At 62.3% G+C, this 21,956-nt stretch carries 23 protein-coding genes and 2 pseudogenes; 17 read left to right on the top strand and 8 right to left on the bottom strand.

The features are described 5' to 3' along the window. Positions 1 to 9: 9 nt before the first annotated feature. From BANT918_RS03140 to rplI, 5 genes are all read left to right on the top strand, one after another. A complete protein-coding gene (locus BANT918_RS03140) occupies positions 10 to 1,335 on the top strand; it encodes a hypothetical protein (RefSeq protein WP_101618911.1) in 1,326 nt (441 codons plus the stop codon). Between the two features lie 137 nt (positions 1,336 to 1,472). After that, complete coding sequence (rpsF, locus tag BANT918_RS03135; RefSeq protein WP_101618910.1) at positions 1,473 to 1,763, top strand: 30S ribosomal protein S6; 291 nt, start codon at positions 1,473 to 1,475, stop codon at positions 1,761 to 1,763. A gap of 33 nt (positions 1,764 to 1,796) precedes the next feature. Continuing rightward, positions 1,797 to 2,438, top strand: a complete 642-nt coding sequence (locus BANT918_RS03130) for a single-stranded DNA-binding protein (RefSeq protein WP_101618909.1) — start codon at positions 1,797 to 1,799, stop codon at positions 2,436 to 2,438. 36 nt (positions 2,439 to 2,474) lie between these two features. Further along, the gene (rpsR, locus tag BANT918_RS03125; RefSeq protein WP_101572272.1) at positions 2,475 to 2,714 is read left to right on the top strand and encodes a 30S ribosomal protein S18; all 240 of its coding nucleotides are present in this window, start codon (positions 2,475 to 2,477) and stop codon (positions 2,712 to 2,714) included. A 15-nt stretch (positions 2,715 to 2,729) separates the two neighbouring features. Next, positions 2,730 to 3,188, top strand: a complete 459-nt coding sequence (gene rplI, locus BANT918_RS03120) for a 50S ribosomal protein L9 (protein ID WP_101618908.1) — start codon at positions 2,730 to 2,732, stop codon at positions 3,186 to 3,188. Positions 3,189 to 3,379: 191 nt separating this feature from the next. On the opposite strand, the gene BANT918_RS03115 is transcribed toward rplI, so the two are convergent. Next, complete coding sequence (locus BANT918_RS03115) at positions 3,380 to 3,925, bottom strand: DUF488 family protein (protein ID WP_101618907.1); 546 nt, start codon at positions 3,923 to 3,925, stop codon at positions 3,380 to 3,382. After that, complete coding sequence (locus BANT918_RS03110) at positions 3,922 to 4,140, bottom strand: DUF2945 domain-containing protein (RefSeq protein WP_101618906.1); 219 nt, start codon at positions 4,138 to 4,140, stop codon at positions 3,922 to 3,924. The genes BANT918_RS03115 and BANT918_RS03110 overlap by 4 nt, the downstream gene beginning before the upstream one ends. A 226-nt stretch (positions 4,141 to 4,366) precedes the next feature. Here BANT918_RS03110 and BANT918_RS03105 point away from each other — a divergent pair, with 226 nt between their 5' ends. Next, a complete protein-coding gene (locus tag BANT918_RS03105; protein WP_101619217.1) occupies positions 4,367 to 5,665 on the top strand; it encodes a DUF445 domain-containing protein in 1,299 nt (432 codons plus the stop codon). A gap of 106 nt (positions 5,666 to 5,771) precedes the next feature. On the opposite strand, the gene BANT918_RS03100 is transcribed toward BANT918_RS03105, so the two are convergent. Continuing rightward, a complete protein-coding gene (locus tag BANT918_RS03100) occupies positions 5,772 to 6,509 on the bottom strand; it encodes an SDR family oxidoreductase (RefSeq protein WP_101618905.1) in 738 nt (245 codons plus the stop codon). Between the two features lie 87 nt (positions 6,510 to 6,596). Between BANT918_RS03100 and BANT918_RS03095 the strand changes: the two genes are divergently transcribed. Next, positions 6,597 to 7,190 (top strand): TetR/AcrR family transcriptional regulator, encoded by a 594-nt coding sequence (locus BANT918_RS03095; RefSeq protein ID WP_101618904.1) that lies wholly within the window; start codon positions 6,597 to 6,599, stop codon positions 7,188 to 7,190. A 95-nt stretch (positions 7,191 to 7,285) separates the two neighbouring features. Here BANT918_RS03095 and BANT918_RS03090 read toward each other — a convergent pair whose 3' ends face one another. Continuing rightward, entirely contained in the window at positions 7,286 to 7,696 is a 411-nt protein-coding gene (locus BANT918_RS03090; protein WP_101618903.1) for a VOC family protein, read from the bottom strand. 236 nt (positions 7,697 to 7,932) lie between these two features. Here BANT918_RS03090 and BANT918_RS03085 point away from each other — a divergent pair, with 236 nt between their 5' ends. The 5 genes from BANT918_RS03085 to BANT918_RS03070 all read left to right on the top strand — a co-directional run bounded on the left by BANT918_RS03085 (position 7,933) and on the right by BANT918_RS03070 (position 12,286). Beyond that, on the top strand, positions 7,933 to 8,730 hold the full coding sequence (locus BANT918_RS03085) for an ABC transporter ATP-binding protein (RefSeq protein ID WP_233430332.1): 798 nt from the start codon (positions 7,933 to 7,935) through the stop codon (positions 8,728 to 8,730). An 8-nt stretch (positions 8,731 to 8,738) separates the two neighbouring features. After that, positions 8,739 to 10,100 (top strand): FtsX-like permease family protein, encoded by a 1,362-nt coding sequence (locus BANT918_RS03080; protein ID WP_101618902.1) that lies wholly within the window; start codon positions 8,739 to 8,741, stop codon positions 10,098 to 10,100. A 10-nt stretch (positions 10,101 to 10,110) separates the two neighbouring features. After that, positions 10,111 to 10,242: a hypothetical protein gene (locus tag BANT918_RS17915; RefSeq protein WP_267892063.1), complete on the top strand. Its 132-nt coding sequence runs from the start codon at positions 10,111 to 10,113 to the stop codon at positions 10,240 to 10,242. Positions 10,243 to 10,415: 173 nt separating this feature from the next. Next, the gene (dnaB, locus tag BANT918_RS03075) at positions 10,416 to 11,726 is read left to right on the top strand and encodes a replicative DNA helicase (RefSeq protein ID WP_101618901.1); all 1,311 of its coding nucleotides are present in this window, start codon (positions 10,416 to 10,418) and stop codon (positions 11,724 to 11,726) included. A 68-nt stretch (positions 11,727 to 11,794) separates the two neighbouring features. Beyond that, positions 11,795 to 12,286, top strand: a complete 492-nt coding sequence (locus tag BANT918_RS03070) for a hypothetical protein (RefSeq protein WP_145996925.1) — start codon at positions 11,795 to 11,797, stop codon at positions 12,284 to 12,286. A gap of 325 nt (positions 12,287 to 12,611) precedes the next feature. Here BANT918_RS03070 and BANT918_RS03065 read toward each other — a convergent pair whose 3' ends face one another. After that, complete coding sequence (locus BANT918_RS03065) at positions 12,612 to 13,181, bottom strand: GNAT family N-acetyltransferase (RefSeq protein ID WP_167389367.1); 570 nt, start codon at positions 13,179 to 13,181, stop codon at positions 12,612 to 12,614. Positions 13,182 to 13,288: 107 nt separating this feature from the next. Here BANT918_RS03065 and BANT918_RS03060 point away from each other — a divergent pair, with 107 nt between their 5' ends. Continuing rightward, a complete protein-coding gene (locus tag BANT918_RS03060; RefSeq protein WP_101618898.1) occupies positions 13,289 to 14,191 on the top strand; it encodes a LysR family transcriptional regulator in 903 nt (300 codons plus the stop codon). A gap of 76 nt (positions 14,192 to 14,267) precedes the next feature. Here the strand turns inward: BANT918_RS03060 and BANT918_RS17630 are convergent. After that, a pseudogene (locus BANT918_RS17630) lies at positions 14,268 to 14,534 on the bottom strand (GNAT family N-acetyltransferase); the annotation flags it as partial. Between the two features lie 124 nt (positions 14,535 to 14,658). Between BANT918_RS17630 and BANT918_RS03050 the strand changes: the two are divergent. After that, on the top strand, positions 14,659 to 15,165 hold the full coding sequence (locus BANT918_RS03050) for an SRPBCC family protein (RefSeq protein WP_101618897.1): 507 nt from the start codon (positions 14,659 to 14,661) through the stop codon (positions 15,163 to 15,165). A gap of 240 nt (positions 15,166 to 15,405) precedes the next feature. Here BANT918_RS03050 and BANT918_RS03045 read toward each other — a convergent pair whose 3' ends face one another. After that, on the bottom strand, positions 15,406 to 16,035 hold the full coding sequence (locus BANT918_RS03045) for an HAD family hydrolase (RefSeq protein WP_101618896.1): 630 nt from the start codon (positions 16,033 to 16,035) through the stop codon (positions 15,406 to 15,408). 331 nt (positions 16,036 to 16,366) lie between these two features. Further along, positions 16,367 to 16,570: a cold-shock protein gene (locus BANT918_RS03040; RefSeq protein ID WP_009882802.1), complete on the bottom strand. Its 204-nt coding sequence runs from the start codon at positions 16,568 to 16,570 to the stop codon at positions 16,367 to 16,369. A 692-nt stretch (positions 16,571 to 17,262) separates the two neighbouring features. Here BANT918_RS03040 and trxA point away from each other — a divergent pair. The 3 genes and pseudogenes from trxA to fdnG form a co-directional block, all read left to right on the top strand. Continuing rightward, positions 17,263 to 17,697 (top strand): thioredoxin, encoded by a 435-nt coding sequence (gene trxA / locus BANT918_RS03035; RefSeq protein WP_101598054.1) that lies wholly within the window; start codon positions 17,263 to 17,265, stop codon positions 17,695 to 17,697. Next, a complete protein-coding gene (locus BANT918_RS03030; protein ID WP_101618895.1) occupies positions 17,694 to 18,407 on the top strand; it encodes a class I SAM-dependent methyltransferase in 714 nt (237 codons plus the stop codon). Before trxA ends, BANT918_RS03030 begins: the two co-directional genes overlap by 4 nt. Before the next feature lie 124 nt (positions 18,408 to 18,531). Next, a pseudogene (gene fdnG / locus BANT918_RS03020) lies at positions 18,532 to 21,699 on the top strand (formate dehydrogenase-N subunit alpha); the annotation flags it as partial. Positions 21,700 to 21,956: the final 257 nt, after the last annotated feature.

The following is a 21,956-nucleotide window of genomic DNA, read 5'->3' as shown; positions in this document are numbered from 1 at the left end:
CCTCTAGTCTTGCCTTCTCAGTCCAGCACCCGGATCGCCGAGCCTCTGCTCGGCGGTCCGGATGGCATTCACCTCGCGTCCGCGGGGGCGCAGTTCCGACGTGGCCAGGCCTATATCTTCGCCGGCATCCTCGGTGTGACGACGTTCCTCGCACTCGCCTTGCAGGGCCCATGCTTGAGCTCAGGCTACGAACACCCATCCGCCTCGGCGAGGATGTGTGCCGGGCCTCTTTCCGCGGCCTTCCTCGGACAGACCAATCCTGAAGAGGCTTTGGGACGTTCGACCGGTGGGATAGCGGGACTGTCCGCGCTCGACGCGCGCTTCGTTCAACTGCTGAAACTCATGACCGACGATGTCTCCGTCTTCATGGCGATCGTCCTCCTCGTCAATGTGATCGCCTTCGCCGCTCTCGGCGTCGCACTGCTGGTTCTCGCCAGGCAGCGGGCCTGGCTGGTCACAGCCTTCGCTTCGCCGGTCATCCTCTTCACCGTGGGTTCGACCTTGGACCCGGTGGCATTGGCCCTGAGCGTCTGGGCCATGGCCATCTTCGTCGGTTCATCGCCGGTGACTTCCCGCCCGTGGCTGTCCGGAGTCCTCCTCGGGCTAGCCGCATTCATCAACCCCCTGGCACTGCTGGTTCTTCTCGCCCTCAGCCTCGCTGGACCGCGCCCGGCCGGAAGACTGAGGCCCCGGGATCCGCGAATGATGTTTGCGGCTGCCACGATCACCTCGGCGCTCATCCTCGTCCTCGACGGCAGCGCCATCGAACGGATCATGGGCTGGATGAGCGACGCCGTCGACGGCGGATCATTTGCCTCGATCCTGGTCATGGCTCGCCTGGGAACCGCCGAGGTGTGGGCACCGGTGTGGATCATCGGCAGCGCGGGTGTCATCGCCGCAGTCGCCATCTCGCTGTACATGGTGCGCAGAACAGGACTCGACCCAGCCGTTGCCGCCTGTCTCCTCATCGGTGGCTGCCTGCTGCTGGCCCCCGGAATGATGCCCTGGGACAGCTTATGGATCCTGCCATTCCTCGCACTCACAGTCCGTCGCTGGTGGGTGCTCATCATCTGGGCACTGGCCGAGACGGTCTTCGCCATTGCCATCCACCTCGGCGACGTTGCCGCGATTGAATCGGACAAGGGCCTCGAACCGACCTTCGTCGCTCTCTTGACCCTCCTGCGGCTGCTCGCTCTCGTCGCCGTCGTCATCTGCGCGGGAGAGAATCTGTACCGGCGACGGATTCGCGGTCGACTGCTCAGGACGGAACCGCCTCGGAGAGTCGACGATGACCATCCCACGGTCCGTGTCCAAGGGCACGGGAATCCGACATGACACCACCGGTGGGCGTCCACTAGACTGTGTAGGTCTGTTCCCATTTCACAACAATCGTGGGGGACGGAGCAGACATGCATATGCCCTCCTGCCATGGAACGACCATGGCCGTAAAGACCAGAGGAGGTGGGTGACAGATGCGTCATTACGAGCTCATGCTCATTCTTGACAACGAAACCGAAGAGCGGACGTTGGCTGACACCGTGGACAAGCTGATGAAGGTTGTCCCGGCTGAAAACGGAATCATCGACAACGTGGACATCTGGGGACGCAGGCGCTTTGCCTACGACATCCAGAAGAAGTCCGAAGGCTTCTACGTCGTGGTTGATTTCCACGCAGAGCCTGCAACGACCAAGGAACTCGATCGCCAGCTCGGACTCAACGAGTCCGTCCTGCGCACCAAGATCCTCCGCCCAGACGCCAAGTAATAGCGTCAAGCACCTCGTTTCAAGGAGCAGTCAATGGCAGGCGAAACAGTCATCACGGTTGTCGGGAACCTGACAAGTGATCCCGAACTGCGCTTCACACCTAACGGTGCTGCGGTCGCAAACTTCACCGTGGCTTCGACGCCGCGTATGTTCGACCGTCAGTCCAACGAGTTCAAGGATGGGGAAACCCTGTTCCTTCGCTGCTCGGTGTGGCGTGAGATGGGCGAAAACGTAGCCGAATCCTTGCAACGCGGTACTCGGGTCGTCGTTCAGGGCCGCCTCAAGTCGCGGTCCTTCGAAACCAAAGAGGGCGAAAAGCGCACCGTTATGGAACTGGACGTCGACGAAGTCGGCCCCAGCCTGCGACGCGCCACCGCTCAGGTGACGAAGAACGAACGCAGCGGAGGCGGATTCTCCGGCGGCGGTAACTCCGGTGGGCAGCAGCAGGGCGGGGGCCCCCAGCAGGGTGGCTTCGGTCAGCAGCAGTCCTCGGGCTGGGGCAACAACCCGCAGCAGTCCAACCCACAACAGGGTGGCTCGCAGCAGGGTGGTCAGCGCCAGGGCGGTTACAGCCAGGGGAACAACGCACCGGCAAACGACCCGTGGGCATCATCGAGTCCACAGGGCGGAAACGGCGGTTGGGGCAACCCGGGCGCCGATGAACCACCGTTCTAAACACGTTCAAGACATTTCGTAAATCAGGAGATACTCATGGCCAAGCCAGAGATCCGGAAGCCTATCAAGAAGAAGGCTAATCCGCTCAAGAAGGGCGAAGCGGCGAAGATCCACTACAAGGACACCGCTACGCTCCGTAAGTTCATTTCCGACCGCGGCAAGATCCGTGCTCGTCGCGTCACCGGCGTGACCGTGCAGGAACAGCGCATCATCGCAAAGGCCGTCAAGAACGCCCGCGAGATGGCACTTCTGCCCTACTCGAGCACTGCTCGCTGATCGGAGGGAGAGAACATGCCTAATCGCAAAGTTATTCTGAACCAGGAAGTTGATGGTCTGGGAGCCGCCGGCGATATCGTCGAGGTTCGCGCCGGATACGCACGTAACCTTCTCCTGCCCCGTGGCTGGGCATCCGCATGGTCTGCCGGCGCAGAGAAGCATGTCAATGCTCTCCGCAAGGCCCGTCAGGCCAAGCAGATCGCCGACCACGATGAAGCAGTCAAGGTCAAGGCTCAGCTGGAATCCTCCAGCGCTCGCATCGAGCTCAAGTCGGGTAAGAACGGCCGCCTCTTCGGCGCCGTGACCCCTGCGCTTGTGGCCGAAGCGCTGCACGCCGCAACCGGACACGATTTCGATCGTCGCCAGGTCGCACTGCCTGCTCACGTCAAGACCTCCGGCAGCTACACCGCTACCGTGCGCGTCAACGACGAGATCACCGCGAACGCCAAGTTCGAGGTCGTCGGCAAGGCCTGATGCTTCCATAGCGAGTCTGGCGGGCCGATGGTCCGCGGATCCGTTGTCGAAAGCACAGCTGAACGTCGAGGGGACACTCTACAGAGTGTCCCCTCGACGTTTTCGTATGCTCTCGACGAGTCTCAGCCGGTGGTGTGGGGTGGTCAGAGACGGATGTGCTCGGCCAGCTCGACGGGATAGATGTCCGTGAGTCACTCTGTCTCGTCCGCGGGATAGGTGACGGTCGCCTTCGCACCGACGACGGCTCCGGCACTGAGTTCGGCCGCCGTGGTCTGGTTCTTGCCCATGATGTGAGTGACAGGGAAGTCGCGGGCGAGCAGATTGTCGGCGATGATGCGCCGATGGCAGCGCCACCACACCGCCTCCGAGCACATGAGCGCGCAGCGGCCGTTCGCGCCCCATTCGAGCAGCTGATCGAAATCGTGGCGGAACTCCTCGGTCAGGGCGTGATCGGCATAGTTGTGGAAGCTGCGATTCTTCCACCACCCATTGACCTCGAACTCGATGTTGTGGTTCACGGGGCGTCTGCCGGTCAGCCCTTCGAGCCGACGCAGCTCCACCCCCACCTCGGCCAGGTCATCGATAAGGGTATCCGCGTTGAACTGGGGGTTCTTATTCGATCCGGGCAGTTTGCGGACGTCGACGACCACCTCGGCGGAATTCTCGGTCAGGAGGTCAGTGAACTCTTCGAGGGAATGGTTGGAATGTCCGATGGTGAGGAATCGGGGATCGGTCACTTCGTGTCGATTCGGTGGAGCGCCGTGCCCTTGTGAGCGGCGATTTGATCGGTCTTGTCACTCTTGATCTCGTACTGCGGCTCATCCTTCGACGCACGGCGATTGTGGCCCTTGTATTCGAAGTCCGAGGTGTGGACCTTCGTGATCGTGCCCGAGACCTCGCCGGCCTCCGAATTCCACCCCACGTGATCACCGACAGAAAAGCCCTCGGCCATGTCATCCTCCTCAAATCGTCGAATGGTGCTTCTCCCCATCCAAGCACGATGAGGCTGTCGGTGACAGGATGGGCCAGTCTCACGGCTCCTGATGCGACTTCAGGAACCAGAACCGCGGCGCAGGTAGCGGGGCCACGACTCAGGTTCCCAGTATCGGCGCAGCCTGCCGATGCCCATCTTGGGCGGGGACTTCGCTAAAGTCGATGACAAGTGACAAGGGGGAATGATGTCGATCGAAAAAGCACCATCCGTGCCGCGCTTCGGCGGTCCGAGCGAACTGACGCCGGAGGATCAGGAACGGGCACGGGGTCTGCGCAAAATGCGGACGCTGGCACTGTCGCTGCTGATCCTCGCCACCCTCATCTTTCTCAGCACCCACATCTTCACCGACAACACGGGAGTCTGGGGCTTCGTCTCGCGCGCTTCTGAGGCCGCGATGATCGGTGCGATCGCCGATTGGTTCGCCGTCACCGCGCTCTTCCGCCACCCGCTGGGCCTGCCGATCCCACACACCGCGATCATCCCGCGCAAGAAGGACACCCTGGGTGCGAGTCTGTCCGCGTTCGTCGCCGCGAACTTCCTCCACGCCGAGGCGGTGTCGACGAAGATCCGATCCGCCCAGGTGTCCCATCGCGCCGGTGAGTGGCTGAGCAGGTCCGCCAACCGTGACCTTGTCGTCGACCGTGCTGCCGGTGGGCTCGAATACGTGCTGGCTCGCATCGATGACGAAGCCGTCGTGGCCCTGACCAAGAACGTCATCATTCCGCGCCTGGTCGCGACCCGCAAGACCCCGGTGCTGGCGCAGCTGCTGCGCCAGATCGTCCTCGACGGTGCGCACCATAAACTTGTCGATCTCATCATCGCCGAGGCGTATTCCTGGTTGAGTGACAATCCGCAGGTCATCGATGAGATCGTCCACAACCGGGCCCCCTCCTGGATTCCTGAATTCCTCAACGAGCAGCTCTCCAACCGACTGCAGCGAGAGGTGCTGGGCTGGGTGGCCGATGTTCGCGACAACGAATACCACAAGGCCCGGCAGGCCCTTGACGCCTGGCTCGTCGAGCTCTCCGACGATCTGAACTCGGACACTCCGCTGTCGGAGAAGGCCGAGGTCATCATCAACGACCTGCTCAGCCAGTCCGGAGTCGTCGACTCGGTGCTCGAGATCTGGACTTCACTCAAGCAGCTTTTGCGCCAGGCCATCATCGACCCGAACGGGGAGGTGCGCGGACGCATCTCTGAACTCATCGGAGAGTTCGCCCAGCGGTTGCAGGACGACTCGGAGTTCGCCGCCAAGATCGATGACCGGATCGCCACGACGGCCGGAGACCTGGCCGAGAGCTTCGGTCCCGAGATCGCCAGCGTCATTTCCGACACGATCGAACGCTGGGATGCGAAGGAAGCCGCCGAGAGGATCGAACTCTACGTCGGCCGGGACCTGCAGTACATCCGCATCAACGGAACCGTGATCGGCGCTCTGGTCGGCCTTCTCATCCACACGATCATCGTGCTGCTGCCTGGCTGAAGCCCGTCGTCGGCGTGGCGGCTGTCTTCATCGTGGAAATCGCGCAGATTGGTCCGGGTATAGTCGGGCCGGTGTCGACCCTTGTGGATACATGGCCCTGACTTTCTCAGGCGGCGCCGCCGTTGACATGGAGGACTTGGCCATTGACCCAGCGGGCGGGCCCAGCCAGAAACGACACCATCTCGGAGATATCTTCCGGGGCGCCTAAACGCCCCATCGGATTCATCGCGGCAACGCCGTCGATCTGCTCCTGGCTCTTGCCTTCGAAGAACAAGGGGGTGGCGGTGGGCCCGGGTGAGACGGCGTTGACAGTAATGTTTCGTCCGCGCAGCTCGCGCGCGAGAATGAGGGTGATCGCCTCGACTGCGCCCTTAGAAGCGGCATATGCCCCGTAACCGGGGATCTGCAAGCGAGTGACAGATGTGGAGAAGTTGATGATCGCGCCTCCTTCGCGCAGACGCTGGGCGGCGAGCTGGTCGACGACGAACGTACCGCGCACGTTCGTGCGCTGGACGCGGTCGAAGACCTCAAGGTCGAGATCCACGATCGGGGACAGTGGCATGATCCCTGCGGTGTGGACGAGCACATCGACACCACCGAACTCTGCCTCGGCGGCATCGAAGACTTTGCTCATGTCCTGCTCGTCAGCGACGTCGCCCCCGAGCGCGATGGCCCGTCCGCCGGCAGAGACGATGGCGGCGACGGTGTTGTCGGCTCGTTCCTTGTTGCCTGCGTAGTGGACGATGACTGCCGCCCCATCTGCTGCCAGCCGTTCGGCACTGATGCGCCCGATGCCCCCGGACCCGCCGGTGACGATGGCGACGCGACTTGTTGTGCTGATCATGGTTTCTCCCCACGATAGGATGTGAACGTTACGTTCATAAGTGAGCGTAGCATCATAATGAACGAACCGTCCACATGAGGAGTGGTGATGACTGAGGCCGCGACGACACGCAGAGGCCGGGGCCGACGGCCGGCCGCAGAAGTCCGCGCCGAGGTATTGGCGACAGCGGGCAACGTGTTTGTTCGTGAGGGTATCCGCGCGGCCACTTTTGAGCGGATCGCGAAGGAATCTGGTGCGAGCAAGACCACGCTTTATAGATGGTGGCCGTCATCGGGGGCGTTGGCAGCCGAGGCGTTCTTCACGCAGAGCGGGCCTCAGCTGGAGTTCCCCGACACCGGTGATCTGCGCGCCGACCTCGTCTTGCAGCTGACATCCTTTGTCACTCTGATGACAGATGAGGGCGCGGGGCGGCCGATTTCCGAACTCATCGGGGCAGCCCAGATGGACCCGGACCTGGCTGAGGAATGGTCGCGCATGTATTCTCTGCCACGACGCGAACTGGCCCGCGACAGGCTGCGGTCCGCGCAGCGCATCGGTCAGCTTCCCGAGGATGCCGACCTTGACATCATCATCGACCAGCTTTGGGGAGCCTGCTATCACCGGATGCTAGTCCTCAAGGTGCCACTCGAGACCCTCGATGTGGAGCGCCTTGTGGCATCTGCCCTTCGAGGCGCCCGATAGCCGCTTTCCGGAAAACTGCTTCCGGATAGCAGCTTCTGGCCAGACGAACACTGCAGACCCTGCGTGGCTGTTCGACCTCGGATGGAAGTCGAACCTCAGCCCATATCGGGTTCGCTCTCTTCCTGATGGACGAGCTGTACGAGGTTGCCCACCGTGTCGTCGAGGACAGCCGTGGTGACAGGACCCATCGTCATCGGTTCCTGGGTGAAGATCACCCCGAGCGCGGAGAGGCGGTCGTATTCTGCCTGGACGTCAGCCACGGCGAACTGGTTGATGGGGATTCCATCGGCGGCCAGCGCCTTCGTGTAGGCGTCCGCTGCAGGGTGACCTTTCGGCTCCAGGACGACTTCTGCCCCGTCGGGGGCTTCGGGTGAGACAACTGTCAGCCAGCGGAACTCCTCACCGACCGGAATGTCGACCTTCGGGATGAAGCCGAGTCTGTCCGTGTAGAACTTCAATGCGCGAGCCTGATCATCGACCGGAATGCTGATCCACTGTGCCTTCATGTTGTCTCCTCAGTCTGAGTCGTGTGTTCGATCGCCATAGCGGTGCGGTCGCTCGGAGCTATGCGGTCACTTCGAGTGAAGCCTTCAGAGCATCCGCTACGCCATCACGATAGGCGGATGGTCAGGTCCAGTCCATCACTGGGTTCATAACCCCCGCTCGAAATATCGGGTTTTCCCCGCCGGGGTGGCGGGAGGACTTCATGGTCGTGCAAGGCTGATTGCGAAAATATGGAGTCATGACAAACACTCAACTTCCTGCGATCATCACGTCGTCGAACATTACCAAACACTACAACCAGACCTATGCGCTCGCCGGAGTCGATCTCACCATCGGCCTCGGCGAATCTTTGGCCATCATGGGACCCTCCGGTTCGGGAAAGACAACTCTCCTGCACTGTTTGGCCGGCATCATCCGTCCCGATGAGGGCCATATCCGACTCCTGCCCACCGAGCGCAGCGCCGCCGCAGAGATCACCTCACTGAAGGAAGCCGGCCGCACTGCACTGCGTCGCGAAGTCTTCGGATTCGTCTTCCAACAGGGGCTGCTCCTGCCCGAACTGACAGCCGTAGACAATGTAGCGCTCGCCGCGATGCTCTCGGGCATGAAGCGTCCCGACGCCACCGAACATGCCCGAGCGTGGCTCCAGCGCCTGGGACTGGGCGAGCACCTGAGCAAACGCATCGGGCAGCTCTCCGGCGGCCAGGCCCAGCGCGTGGCTATCGCTCGTGCCCAGGTCACCCAGCCTGTGATCACCTTCGCCGATGAGCCCACGGGTGCCCTAGATTCCTCTACCTCCACCGAGGTGCTCACCGAGCTCCTCGCCTCCAAGACCGGACGAGGATCCACTCTGGTCGTCGTCACCCACGACGAGAGCGTTGCCGCCCGGTGCTCGCGCATCGTTCGCCTCGCCGATGGTCGGGTCGTCTCCGACTCGTCGAACCAGCAGCCGTCGTATCAGCAGCCGGAACCAACTCGCTATGAGGCACCGGCACAGCACGTGCAGAACGCTCAGTACGCAGAGAACAATCGGTGAGGCGAACCATGAATATCCTTCCCATAGTCCTGACCAAACAGTCCTTCACCTCGACGACTTCGAAGCTCGTCGCCATCGCCTTCTTCGCCTGCTCGACCCTCTTCCTCACCGTCGCCGGCGGAGCCTGGGCGTTCAACGACCGTCCCGAGGTCTCCGGATACGCCGAGGTGGGCGACCTCTATCGCATGCTTGCCATCCTGGCCACGGTCTTCCTCATCGTTCCCGCGATCAGCTTGGGAGTCGCCTCGGCGAAGTTGAGCGCCCGGCGCCAGGACGAGCGTCTGTCCACCCTCTCCCTGCTGGGCGCGAAGCCCGGCACAGTCCGACTCCTCGCGGTCGCCGAGCCGTTCATCCCCGCAGCCGTCGGCATCATCGCCGGAATCATCGGCTACTTCATGCTGGCCTACCCGCTCAGCTTCCTCGTCTTCACCGGTGAACCGCTGGGATACTCCGCACTCCTGATGCCCTGGTGGCTGCTCGCTGCAGTCGTCATCGGACTGCTCGTCGTCTGCCTGTCCGCAGCACTGCTCGGCCTGCGCAAGATCACGGTCTCGCCTCTGGGCGTGCGCACGAGATCACTGGCGCGAAAATTCCCAGTGGCTCGGGTCATCGCCGTCGTCGTGCTCGTGGCAGGCATGATCGGTGCCCTCGTCTTCTCCCTCGACCGGAACCAGCCGACGATGGTCTTCGTTGTCGCAAGCATCATCACGATCGGCATTTCGCTTCTGCTCATCAACGTCATCGGCGTCCTCGTCATGCGCATCCATGGCTGGTTCAGTCACCGGATCGCCCGCGGGCCGACGGCAATGATCGCGGCGTCGATGATCGCCGATGCCCCCGCTCAGTACTGGCGGCGCGTGGCCGGTCTTGCGATGATCACCTTCATCGCAGTCGTCGGTGGCGCCGGAACGGCGATGATGCGGGCGAATCAGGGCGATCTCACCGCCGAGGACAGGGCCATCATGGGCCCGTACCAGTACATGGCCGACGACATCTTCACCGGACTCATCCTCACCCTGGCCATCGCATTCGTCTTCATCGTGATCTCCGCGACGATCAACCAGGCGGCAGACATCCTCGACCGGGCATCGACCTACCGGGAGCTGCATTCGGCGGGAATGACACAGACGATGATGCACCGGGTCACCGTCACCGCGGTGATGTCGCCCATCATCCTCGTCACCCTCATGTCCCTGGTGCTGGGCGGAATGCTGGCCGCTCTCATGGCGTCAGCGGGTGACCTCGGCGATCCTCTGACCATAGCGGTTGTCGCATCAGTGCTCGTCGGCGGCGTGGCAATGGTGTGGCTGGGACTGCAGTTCACCCGTCCGCTCGTGCGCAGTGTCACCACCGTGAACGCCGGGGCCTAAGCAGGAGCTCGTGTTCAAACCGATCGCAGTGCTGACGATTCTCGTGTCAGTTGTTCCCGGTATTCTCATCATCAGATCGGGACTGCAGCTGGCGAAGCCTATTCTCGTGACCGTCGCGACAGCGGGTCGTTCGAAGGAATGAGGACGGAGCCTGAGGACGCCGGAGTGAGCGTGTGTTCACACCCGGATATCCCCGCCGAGGTGGGTCTGCGGCTTCCCGATCCAGGTACAGTTGGAGGGCGTTGAAAGCGGGTGTCCGCCGACGAGGTTCGAGGAAGAGGAAGACGATTGAGCAACAATCAGGGGTTTGACGGGATGAGGACCCCGCCGCAGGACGTCGAGGCCGAGCAGAGCGTCCTCGGTGCGATGCTTCTGTCCAAGGATGCGATCGCCGACTGCGTCGAATCCATGACCGGCGATGACTTCTACAAGCCTGCTCACGAGACCATCTACGAAGCCGTCCTCGACCTGTATTCGCGCGGTGAACCCGCGGACTCCGTGACCGTGGCGAACTACCTCACGAAGACCGGTGACCTGTCCCGAGTCGGTGGGGCGGCGTACCTGCACACGCTGATCTCTTCCGTCCCGACTGCCGCGAACGCCGGCTACTACGCCGCGATCGTGCGCGAGCAGGCAGTCCTGCGTCGCCTCGTCGAAGCCGGCACTCGCATCGTGCAGATGGGCTATGACGCGGAAGGTGACACCGATGAGGTCGTGAACTCGGCCCAGGCGGAGATCTACCAGGTCACTGAGCGTCACACCACTGAGGACTATGTGATCCTCTCCGATATCCTCAGCGATGTCGCTCAGGAGATCGAACGCAACGGCGACACCGATGGGCAGACTGCGGGCGTGCCGACCGGTTTCACCGAATTCGACCAGCTCACCAACGGCTTCCATCCGGGCACGATGATCGTCATCGCCGCTCGTCCCGGTGTCGGCAAGTCGACTCTGGCGCTGGACTTCATGCGCTCGGCGGCGATCCACCACGGACAGGCCGCAGTCTTCTTCTCCTTGGAGATGGGCAAGAACGAACTCGTCATGCGTCTGCTGTCGGCAGAGTCAGAGATTCCTCTCCAGAACCTTCGCCGAGGTGAACTGTCCCCTCACGACTGGACGACCCTGGCTGCGACGGAATCGCGCATCAACGATGCCCCGCTGTTCGTCGACGATTCCCCGAACATGGCGCTGACCGAGATCCGCGCGAAGTGCCGACGACTGAAGCAGCAGCACGACCTCAAGATGGTCTGCGTCGACTACCTGCAGCTGATGAGCTCCGGCAAACGAGTCGAGTCGCGTCAGCAGGAGGTTTCCGAGTTCTCCCGTTCACTCAAGCTTTTGGCCAAAGAGCTCGAGATCCCGGTCATCGCACTCTCCCAGCTCAACCGTGGCAGTGAGCAGAGGACGGACAAGCGGCCGATGATCTCTGACCTGCGTGAGTCCGGTTCGATCGAGCAGGATGCCGATATGGTTCTGCTCATCCACCGTGACGACATGTACGACAAGGAACACGAGCGCGCCGGCGAGGCCGACATCATCGTCGCCAAGCACCGTGCGGGCCCGACCGCTGACATCTCCGTAGCCTTCCAGGGCGCGAAGTCACGGTTCGTCAATATGCCGCAATAGGCACGTCACCGGCGATCTGGGGGTCTGCCTGAGTGGTGTGGTCACCGGCTGGCTGGCATAATGCAGACATGACCCGACCTGTGAAGGCGTGCCAGAAAAGGCCGCATCGAGTCGCGCTAGCTGTGGGCTCGACGCTGGGCTTGATCTCGGTGCTGGGCGGCTGTGGTGGAGACTTGTCCGGTTCCGAGGACAGCTCGCCGCCGAGTGTCTCCGCTAGCGCATCTGCGGACATCGATGCGGACACAAAGGACGCTGAGTATCCCGACGTCCTCGGTGCGGTGCTTGAGAGCGACGGCAATGGAGCCTGGTCGCTGGAAGTGACGCTCAGCTCGGAGTATGACAGCCCGCAGCGGTACGCCAACGGCTGGCGCGTGCTGGATGCGGAGGGGAACGAGCTTGGTGAGCACACGCTGGGTCATGACCACGCCGACGAGCAGCCCGTGACGCGTACCCAGAGCGATCTTGAGATTCCCGACGGCGTCGACGTCGTCACCGTCCAGGGCAGGGATACCGAGAATGGGTTCGGCGGCGCGACTCTCGAGGTGAAAGTTCCGCGTTAGCGGTCGGCGAGGGGTGATCGACTGTACTCCCGAGATGCGCCTGCCTAGGCGGTTTCCCAGATGTCCTCGCCACGTTTCAGTGTGTCGAATCCGCCATCGACGAGGATGACATGACCACTCATACTGGCCTTCTGGTTCCTATTCGGCCAATTCGCCGCCGCCTTCCACTTCGGCACCGGTATCTTCGGCAAGGAGCAGATAGACGAGATGTGGATCGTTGTCCCGCGGCGAATCATCGTAGACAGAGCCCCAGTGAGACAAATGTGCGGAATTCTTACCGCCAGGTCAACCCGAACCGATGGTGGGCGAAGCGGCCCAAACGAGTTCAACTCTTCGAAATGCCACCGAGAGAGTGGAGCTGCCCCGCACCGAGCCATTGCTCCGCATCGAACTCAGTGAAGGTGGCCGCGTAGGCAAAACCGATTCGCTGAGCGAGGGCGAGAGATGGCAGATTCGAGCTCTGCGTGACGGCGAGGACAGTCTGATCTGGAAGATGCGCGGCGGCCGTACGCAGGAGCAGAGATACTGCTTCAGTGGCCAGACCCTGTCCCCATGATCGTCTTCGCAGCAGGTACGACACCTCCAGTTCATCGGCGTCCGGTTCGACATGGCCTCGACGATGGACGGAGCGCCTTTCGAGCATCAGGGTTCCGATCAGTTGGCCTGTCGACGGTTCAGTGATAACGAAGGCTCCAGGGTCCTCGGTGACAGATGCGATCCCGCGGGCCTCGATGCGTGCGCGCAGTCGTTGAGCCGATACCGGGCTACCCAGGTAGCGGCGGACTTCGGGGTCCGCAGACATCTCGACATAGGCATCGAGGTCTACCGACACAGCTTTTCGCAGAAGGATTCGTTCAGATCGAGCACGTGTGAAGGGCAGATCCAGTTGGGCCATGTCACTACTGTGCCTGCATCGCATGGAGGCCGTCCATATGAGTATCTGCGCACACGATCCGCGAACCCGAGACACAAACGGCGACGTTCGTGCGTAATATCGCAGATATGGACACGACACCCAACGACCTCCTGGTGCTGCTCACCGTTTCCCGCTCGGCCAAGTTCACTACGGCAGCGGCCACGCTGGGGCTGAACCACACGACGATCTCTCGCCGAATCGCCGCCTTGGAGAAGGCCCTCGGCGGACGCGTTCTGTCCCGAGCAGCCGGCGGATGGGAGCTGACGCAACTGGGTACTGAAGCCGTCCGGGTGGCCGAGCAGGTCGAAGATGCTGTCCGCGGGCTCGGCGACTCGGGTCGTGCACCCGATCCCATCACCGGAGTGGTTCGGATGACGGCAACCGACGGTTTCAGTGCCTACGTGGCGGCACCCGCTGTGACCAAGCTGCGGCGCCAGCACCCGGGCCTGAGCGTGGAGATCGTGACCGTGACCCGCCAGGCCCTGCAACAGCGCTCTGGCCTCGATATCGAAGTCGTCGTGGGCGAACCTCAAGTGCATCGGGCCGAGGCATTCAAGCTCGGTGACTACGAGCTGGGGATGTACGCCTCAAGGGACTACCTGTCTGAACACGGCACCCCGGCAACGGTGGAGGAGCTGGTCGAACATCGACTGGTGTACTTCGTTGACTCGATGCTCCAAGTCGACGACCTGGACGCTCCGCGCCGTTTGGTCCCGACGATGAAAGACGGGCTGTCCTCGACCAATGTGTTCATCCATGTGGAAGCCACCCGCGCTGGTGCGGGCATTGGATTCCTGCCCTGTTTTATGGGGGATCTGCATGACGATCTGGTCCGACTCCTGCCGGAGTCTTTGTCGGAACGGCTGCCCTACTGGATGGTGCTGCGACCCGACTCGATGCGTCGCCCCGCCGTTGCCGCCGTTGCCCAGGCGCTGCGTGACCAGGCGGTCGCGCATGAAGCTGCACTCCTCGGACACGGAGCGCAGTGAAGGTCGGCGCGTCCAGATGGATGATCGAGACGATTCGCACCGCCAGCACATGTGAGCTCGCGTAGTCACGACAGGCGGTGGCTGCCTCGGCGGCATAGCCGAGCCTCTGAGCCGAGGTCTTCACGTGATATCCGACCTCCAGGGCGAGAGACTGATCGACCGTCTGCCAGGTCAGACCGCAGTCGCCGATGAATTCGCCGTCATGGGTCTCGATGATCCAGAGCCCATGACCGTGTTCTGCATAGTTGCGAAGGTTCCAGCCGATCCACTCGGCGGCTTCCCTGCGGTCCTTGGGGCGGGGGTAGTACTCCATGACCAGGGGATCGCCGAGAAGGTCCGCCATATCGTCGAGATCATCCGTTGACATCTCGTGGAAACTCAAGCGGGGCGTCGGGTTCGGAGGCATGGGCTTCAGACTACGCTTCAACGGCACCACTAGGCTGGACGAAACCAAGGAAGGGAATCCGATGAAACGCACGGCCCACGTCAGCGACAGCATGATCATCAATGTCGATGCCAACACTCTATGGGAGCAGGTGGCCGATCCGAAGCAGATGCGGCGCTGGAGCCCGGAGAACACGGGTGCGCAGACTCCTGGTGAAGCCAGGCCATTGCAGATGGGCGAAGTCTTCGAGGGAAAAAATCATCGCAACCGTGCACGGTGGGTCACCGAATGTGTCGTCACCGCCTCTGAACCGGGTCGACTGTTCGCTTTTCAGGTTCGAAAGATCGGGGCGAAGTCGCCGACGATCAGCGGAGGCATCGCCACCTGGGTCTACGAGTTCGAGAACGTCGGCGGGCGCACGCGGGTCACCGAGACCTGGAACGACGACCGCACAACCTGGCCCGACTGGGCCGCGGCCATCATTGATCGTGTGCTCACCGGCGGCAGCAGCTTCGCAGATTTCCAGCGACTGAACATCCACAGGACGCTGACCACGATGAAGGACGAGTTTGGACGTGTGAACGACTAAGAGCGGGATTCCGGTCCGACAGCAGACCTTCAGACCACCGCAGAATTCAGAGCACAGCAGAATTCAGAGCACAGCAGATTTCAGGGAAACAGATACACGCGGAGTGACCGTGCAAGGACCCGGCGACGTTCGGGTCAAAGAATGAGACGATCCCGAGATCCAGGAATCCATTGACGCGACTGGCAGGTGCGCTGAAAAGACCTTCTTGGGCCCGGATGACAGGGTGCATGCCTCGGTCTCTCAGGAGGCGAAGATTCCGAGCGACACGAGGTCCTCGCGCAGCGTCTGGGCATCTGTGAAGACCAACCCGATGAAGCCCAGTTTCTTCGCGGCGTCGATGTTCGTCGCCAGGTCGTCGACGAAGACCGTCTGTTCGGGGACAAGGTGGAAGCGTCGGCACAGCAGACGGAAGATCTCCGGGTCGGGTTTGACCAGCTTCTCCCTCCCGGAGACCACGACGTCTTCGAGCTCATTGATCGCCGGTGCGACTGTCGGTGCATGGTGGAAGGTCTCTGCCGACCAGTTCGAGAGGCCCAGCAGTCTGAGACCCGATGCCTTGAGTTCGGCGACGAGTTCCGCCATTCCTTCGATCGGGCCGGTGAGGGACAGGTCGAATCGTTCGTAGTAGGCGGCGATGACCTCGCCGTGACGGGGATCGTTCCGGGCAGCCCGAGCAATGATGTCCTTGACCGGCACCCCGCTGTCCGACGCGGTGTTCAAGGAGGTGAAATCCGCCTCAGCGGCGAACTGGTTCCACTCCTCCCGGCTCATCCGATCGGCCAGCGGACCCGTTTGATCCCACCCGATGAGAACGTTTCCAAGGTCGAAGACAACCGTCGATGGAGGCAGAGAGCCGTGGGTCCCAGTCATTGCGTCACCCGCCTGGAGAGAAGATCAGTTGCAGAGATCCCACGTTACAGACTGTTCTTCCGCAGCAGTCGCATTTCTTTCCAATCGCATCGCCAATACCGCAATGACGACCTGTGGCCTCGCCGCTAGGATGCAGAATCGGCCCCGTCAGGGCTCCGAAATTGTCTCGAAACGCCGAAAAGCGTGTGACCGCATTCGGAGCAAGTGAAGACACAAACTCCAAACGCGAACACACGCTTTTGGTGTAACTCAGTGCAACTGCGTTCCCGACAGGTGCTCGCGATTGACGAATCAATCGCGATCCGGCCGGGACCGGAAAGTTACGGAAGTCTCAGAGGGGGCGAACGCTTGTGGCCTGGAGGCCCTTGGAACCCATTTCCGAGTCGAATTCGACATTCTGGCCCTCGGCGAGTTCGCGGTAGCCGGTCGATTCGATTGCGGAGAAGTGAGTGAAGACGTCTGCTGAACCATCGTCAGGCTGGATGAATCCGAAACCTTTTTCCGAGTTGAACCATTTCACGGTACCTGTAGCCATAATCTTTGTATCCTTATTTTAAACTGGTGACCGCCGAAGCGATCTGGATGGTCGGACCCTTTTGTGGGCCCGGCTGTTCACACTGTCAGAGACCTGATCTGATCGATGACATCGACCTTTCGGTGATCTGGAAGTGTGACTTCTCGTTGGATGGTCTGCGTATTAACGCAGGTCCTACGAAAAACTGTGGAGAAACCGAAGTTCCGGAATTCGTGCTGATGTCAAAAATCCTAGTCTCAGGCGAAAGCGGGAAAGCTCGGTATCGGTAATGCACTCGAAGGTGCTGGACGTAAGCCGATGGACGGCTGGATTGAAAATTCAGAAAGTTTGAGAGGCGCGGACGGTAGACACGCGCCAACAGGCAACAGCACGGTACCAAGCGAATCTACCTACGCTCGCGGCACCACACGTTCAGTACAGTTTCGTACGAGAACAATTCAACTCTAACAGAGTGTATCGGCCCTCGGTGACAAAAGGTTCGAAGAATTCATATTTTGGACTACATGCAATCCGTTCCCGGTCACGATCGTGACCGCAGATCAGGCGATTGACGACCTCGTCGACTGACCGCCGCAGGTTCGGGCCCAGGTGCTGTCGACTGACTCAGGCAGAATCGAGGCCGTGATCCGGCCTGGTGTCCAGATTGCGAAAATGTCCAGACAGTGTTCATAGTCGGCGTTTAGACTGCCCGGATGTCTACGATCGAAATCACCAAAGACAACTTCGAATCAACCATCACCGACAGCTCGATCCTTCTCCTCGACTTCTGGGCCGACTGGTGCGGCCCCTGCAAGCAGTTCGCCCCCGTGTACGAGGAGGCCTCCGAGCAGTACTCCGACGTGGTCTTCGGCAAGGTCGACACCGAGGCCCAGCAGGAACTTGCGGGACTCTTCGCGATCTCCTCTATCCCGACCCTCGTCGCCTTCCGTGAGGGCATCGTCGTCTTCGCCCAGCCGGGTGCGCTCGCCGCACCTCAGCTCGAACAGGTCATCACCGCGGTCAAGGAGCTCGACATGAACGAGGTCCGCGAGGAATTGGCCAAGCAGGAGGCCGAAGTCGACGCAGCCGAAGGCGCAGAGGCCACTGAAACCTTGGAGGCGTCATCTGAATCCGGAACGGAGCAGTGACCGAACCCCAACAGGCCGCCCATGACGGAGTTCCTGACTCCGTTGCGGCCTGGGAGGAGCGCTACGCCGGAACCGGCGATGCGATCTGGTCGGGCAACCCCAACGAGGCACTCGTCGCCGCAGTCGGCAGCCTCCCTGCAGGCAGTGTGCTTGACGTCGGCTGCGGCGAGGGTGCCGACGCGATCTGGCTGGCCGAACACGGCTGGGATGTCACCGGCATCGACCTGTCGCAGACCGCGGTCGACCGGGCTGCGGAAGCGGCCGGGGCGAAGGGCGTCACCGCATCGTTTCAGGTCGCTGACGTCTCCTCCTGGGGTCCCGCAGGTTCGAATTCCGACGAAGAGCATCCTCGCCGAGGTGGCTATGACCTCGTCATCGGCTGCTTCCTCCACACCCGGTTGCCTGACACCCGTGAGGAGCTCGTCGGGAGAGTCGCCGAGCACGTCGCACCCGACGGCCGGCTGCTGCTCATCTCCCACGCACAGATGCCGCCGTGGGCCGAGAACCATGATGAGGAACTGGGTCATGGCCTGGGTCATCACCATGAGCCGGTGAGCCCGAATGGCGATTTCGCCCTGCTCATCGGCGGCAGCCCCGCCCGGTGGGAGATCGAACTCGCCGAACTGCGCACCCGCGAGGTCGAAGGGCCCGACGGTCAACCGGCCGAGCTCGACGACAGCGTGCTCCTGGCACACAGGATCACCGACTGACGACAGCGTCAGCCGGGGACCACCTCGGCGAATGAGACCACCGCATCTCACCTCGTGAAACACTGCGGATGATCGTGACCGAATTGGTCACCATCGGCCACCGAGAAGGGCTAGGATGTGAGCCATGGCTAGGTTCAGTCCTCTCGAGTGGCCGGTGATCCGGCAGCTGCGTTCCTCCGATGCGTCGGGGCGCGGCGAATCAGTGGTGTCCCAGAAAACGCGGGAGACCACCCCACGCACCGCCACGGCGGACAAAGTGGTGCAGTCGGTCTGCCCATACTGCGCCGTCGGCTGCGGCCAAAAAGTCTTCGTCAAGGATGACAAGGTCATCCAGATCGAAGGTGACCCGGACTCACCGATCTCACGTGGACGCCTTTGCCCCAAGGGTGCCGCCAGCGAACAGCTGGTCAACGCCAACGGGCGCATCACCGAGGTCCTCTACCGAGCCCCCAGGGCCAAGGACTGGCAGAAACTCGATCTGAATACCGCGATCGACATGGTCGCCGATCGCTTCATCGAAGCCCGCCGCAAGCATTGGGAGGACTTCGACGACAAGGGCCACCCGCTGCGTCGCACGATGGGGATCGCCAGCCTCGGCGGGGCGACCATCGACAACGAGGAGAACTACCTCGCGAAGAAGCTCTACACGGCTGCGGGCGCGATCCAGATCGAGAACCAGGCGCGTATTTGACACTCCGCCACGGTTCCCAGTTTGGGAACCTCGTTTGGGCGAGGCGGCGCCACACAACCCGTCCAGGATATGGCGAATGCCGACTGCATCATCATCCAGGGCTCCAATATGGCCGAGTGCCATCCTGTGGGCTTCCAATGGGTGACCGAGGCCAAGGCCCGGGGTGCACGCGTCATCCACGTCGATCCTCGCTTCACGCGCACCACCGCGATTGCCGATAAGCACGTCCCGATCCGGGCCGGCTCCGACATCGTCTTGCTCGGTGCGCTCATCAACCGTGTCCTAAGCGACGGTCTGCACTTCGACGAGTACGTCCGCGCATACACGAACGCTGCGAACCTGATCAGCGAGAGCTATCAGGACACGGAGGACCTCGACGGACTCTTCTCCGGATTCGATCCGGACACTAACTCCTACGACAACTCGTCCTGGGCATACCAGACCGACGAAGCAGGTCGTGCGGTCAGGGATGAGAGCCTGAGCGACCCCAGGTCGGTGTTCCAGATCCTCAAGCGCCACTACTCCCGGTACACGCCGGAGATGGTGGCCGAGAACTGCGGCATCAAACCCGCCGACTTCGAATACTTGGTCGAGTCGGTGACCCAGAACTCCGGGCGCGAACGCACCACGTGCTTCGCCTACGCCGTGGGCTGGACCCAGCACTCCCTGGGCGCCCAGTTCATCCGCACCGCCTCGATCCTCCAGCTCCTGCTGGGCAACATGGGTCGTCCCGGCGGCGGCATCATGGCACTTCGCGGACACGCCACAATCCAGGGCTCGACCGACATTCCGACCCTGTTCAATCTGCTGCCTGGCTACCTGCCGATGCCCAGCGCCGGGGTTCACGAGACCTTCGAAGACTATGTCGGTGCGGTTGGCACCCCAGAGACCCACAAGGGTTATTGGGCCAACGGCCGCAGCTACGCCACCAGCCTGCTCAAGGCCTGGTGGGGCGATGCGGCGACGAAGGAGAACGACTTCGCCTACGACTATCTGCCGAAGATCAACGGTGCTCACGGCACCTATCAGACGCAGGTACGCATGCTCAACGACGGCGTCGACGGCTACTTCCTGCTGGGGCAGAACCCGGCGGTGGGATCGGCCAATGGGCGGATGCAGCGCATGGCGATGAGTCACCTCAAATGGATGGTCGTTCGCGACTTCCGGCTCATCGAATCCGCCACCTGGTGGAAGGACGGCCCGGAGATCGAAAGCGGTGAGCTCAAGACCGAGGACATCGAGACCGAGATGTTCTTCATGCCCGCCGCCAACCACACGGAGAAGGCCGGCACCTTCACCCAGACGCAGCGCCTCGTTCAGTGGCGCCACAAGGCCGTCAACCCGCCCGGGGATGCGCAGAGCGAGCTCGATTTCTTCTTCGAACTCGGCAAACGGGTCCGGGAAAAGCTCAAGAACTCCGAGGACCCTCGTGATCGACCGCTGCTCGACATGACATGGGACTACCCGGTCGACGAGGAGGGCGAGGTTGACCCCGAATCCGTGCTGGCCGAGATCAACGGCTACTACGTCGGCGGCGAGAAGGACGGAGTCCCGCTCGACAACTTCAATCAGATGACCGATGACGGCACCACCGCCGGTGGCTGCTGGATCTACGCAGGCATCTACGCGGGCGGGCAGAACATGGCTGCCCGGCGCAAGCCGCGTGACGAGCAGGACGAGACCGCCGCCGAGTGGGCGTGGGCGTGGCCGGCGAACCGTCGCATCCTCTACAACCGCGCCTCGGCGGCCCCGGACGGCGCGCCATGGTCGGAACGGAAGAAATTCGTCTGGTGGGATGAGGAATCAGGCAAGTGGACGGGCAAGGACGTGCCTGACTTCCCGATCGACCGAGCACCCTCGGCGCGTTCGGATCAGGCCCACGGCGGTCCGGCCAACCTCGACGGTGACGACCCATTCATCATGCAGGCCGACGGCAAGGGCTGGCTGTTCGCCCCCAGCGGCATGATCGACGGACCGATGCCCACACACTACGAACCGCAGGAATCGACGGTTGCCAACCCGCTCTACGATCAGCAGAGTTCACCGACCCGTCTGGTCATGCGCCGTGAGGACAACCTGTCCGCGCCCGGCGCCGGCAACCCCGGCTCCGAGGTCTACCCGTACGTGTTCACGACCTACCGACTGACCGAACACCACACCGCAGGCGGCATGTCGCGCTGGCTGCCGTACCTGTCCGAGCTGCAGCCGGAGATGTTCTGCGAGATCTCACCGGAGCTCGCCGCCGAGGTGGGGCTTGAGCCCTACGGCTGGGCGACCTTGGTCTCCCCGCGGGCGGCCATCGAGGCCCGTGTGCTCGTGACCCGCCGGATGACGCCGCTGACGATCGGTGGGAAGACCATCCACCAGATCGGCCTGCCCTATCACTGGGGCGTGGGTGGCGACGCCACGGTCGAAGGCGACTCCGCGAACGACCTGCTGGGCGTGACGATGGATCCCAACGTGTTCATCCAGAACAGCAAGTACGTGGCCGGCACGATCATGCCGGGCCGGCGTCCGCGCGGTCCCGAGCTCGTCGACTTCGTCGAGAAGTACCAGCGTGAGGCGGGGCTGGGCCCCGAATCGGGCAACCAGCTCGTCACTGTCTCCGATGATGTCGTGGCCGCTTCACATGAGGCTGGCTCCGAAGCACACAAGGGCGGGCACCCTCACCGTGGTGGCGACTCCGCAGTGGGCGTCAGTCCCGGTCGAACCTATGGTGCTGAGTCGAGCGATGGTGGGGACCCCTCCGGCGCCGAGGTGGCCGAAGATTCCAGCCTCACGGACAGTGCCGATGATCGCACTGGTCGGATCGACATGCAGCCAACCGCGAAGGGCGCAGGCAACCGGGCAGATGACGG

This window comes from Brevibacterium antiquum CNRZ 918, from assembly GCF_900169145.1.
GTDB lineage: Bacteria > Actinomycetota > Actinomycetes > Actinomycetales > Brevibacteriaceae > Brevibacterium > Brevibacterium koreense.
This window is presented reverse-complemented; position numbering and strand designations above follow the sequence as displayed.

Coding starts and splice junctions, on each gene's coding strand:
- BANT918_RS03105 (WP_101619217.1), top strand. CDS start 4,367: ATGTCGATCGAAAAAGCACCATCCGTGCCGCGCTTCGGCGGTCCGAGC.
- BANT918_RS03080 (WP_101618902.1), top strand. CDS start 8,739: ATGAATATCCTTCCCATAGTCCTGACCAAACAGTCCTTCACCTCGACG.
- BANT918_RS03110 (WP_101618906.1), bottom strand. CDS start 4,140: ATGGCCGAGGGCTTTTCTGTCGGTGATCACGTGGGGTGGAATTCGGAG.
- BANT918_RS03065 (WP_167389367.1), bottom strand. CDS start 13,181: ATGGCCCAACTGGATCTGCCCTTCACACGTGCTCGATCTGAACGAATC.
- rplI (WP_101618908.1), top strand. CDS start 2,730: ATGCCTAATCGCAAAGTTATTCTGAACCAGGAAGTTGATGGTCTGGGA.
- trxA (WP_101598054.1), top strand. CDS start 17,263: ATGTCTACGATCGAAATCACCAAAGACAACTTCGAATCAACCATCACC.
- BANT918_RS03070 (WP_145996925.1), top strand. CDS start 11,795: ATGACCCGACCTGTGAAGGCGTGCCAGAAAAGGCCGCATCGAGTCGCG.
- BANT918_RS03090 (WP_101618903.1), bottom strand. CDS start 7,696: ATGAAGGCACAGTGGATCAGCATTCCGGTCGATGATCAGGCTCGCGCA.
- BANT918_RS03040 (WP_009882802.1), bottom strand. CDS start 16,570: ATGGCTACAGGTACCGTGAAATGGTTCAACTCGGAAAAAGGTTTCGGA.
- BANT918_RS03100 (WP_101618905.1), bottom strand. CDS start 6,509: ATGATCAGCACAACAAGTCGCGTCGCCATCGTCACCGGCGGGTCCGGG.
- BANT918_RS03085 (WP_233430332.1), top strand. CDS start 7,933: ATGACAAACACTCAACTTCCTGCGATCATCACGTCGTCGAACATTACC.
- BANT918_RS03130 (WP_101618909.1), top strand. CDS start 1,797: ATGGCAGGCGAAACAGTCATCACGGTTGTCGGGAACCTGACAAGTGAT.
- BANT918_RS03045 (WP_101618896.1), bottom strand. CDS start 16,035: ATGACTGGGACCCACGGCTCTCTGCCTCCATCGACGGTTGTCTTCGAC.
- BANT918_RS03060 (WP_101618898.1), top strand. CDS start 13,289: ATGGACACGACACCCAACGACCTCCTGGTGCTGCTCACCGTTTCCCGC.
- dnaB (WP_101618901.1), top strand. CDS start 10,416: ATGAGGACCCCGCCGCAGGACGTCGAGGCCGAGCAGAGCGTCCTCGGT.
- BANT918_RS03095 (WP_101618904.1), top strand. CDS start 6,597: ATGACTGAGGCCGCGACGACACGCAGAGGCCGGGGCCGACGGCCGGCC.
- BANT918_RS03050 (WP_101618897.1), top strand. CDS start 14,659: ATGAAACGCACGGCCCACGTCAGCGACAGCATGATCATCAATGTCGAT.
- rpsR (WP_101572272.1), top strand. CDS start 2,475: ATGGCCAAGCCAGAGATCCGGAAGCCTATCAAGAAGAAGGCTAATCCG.
- rpsF (WP_101618910.1), top strand. CDS start 1,473: ATGCGTCATTACGAGCTCATGCTCATTCTTGACAACGAAACCGAAGAG.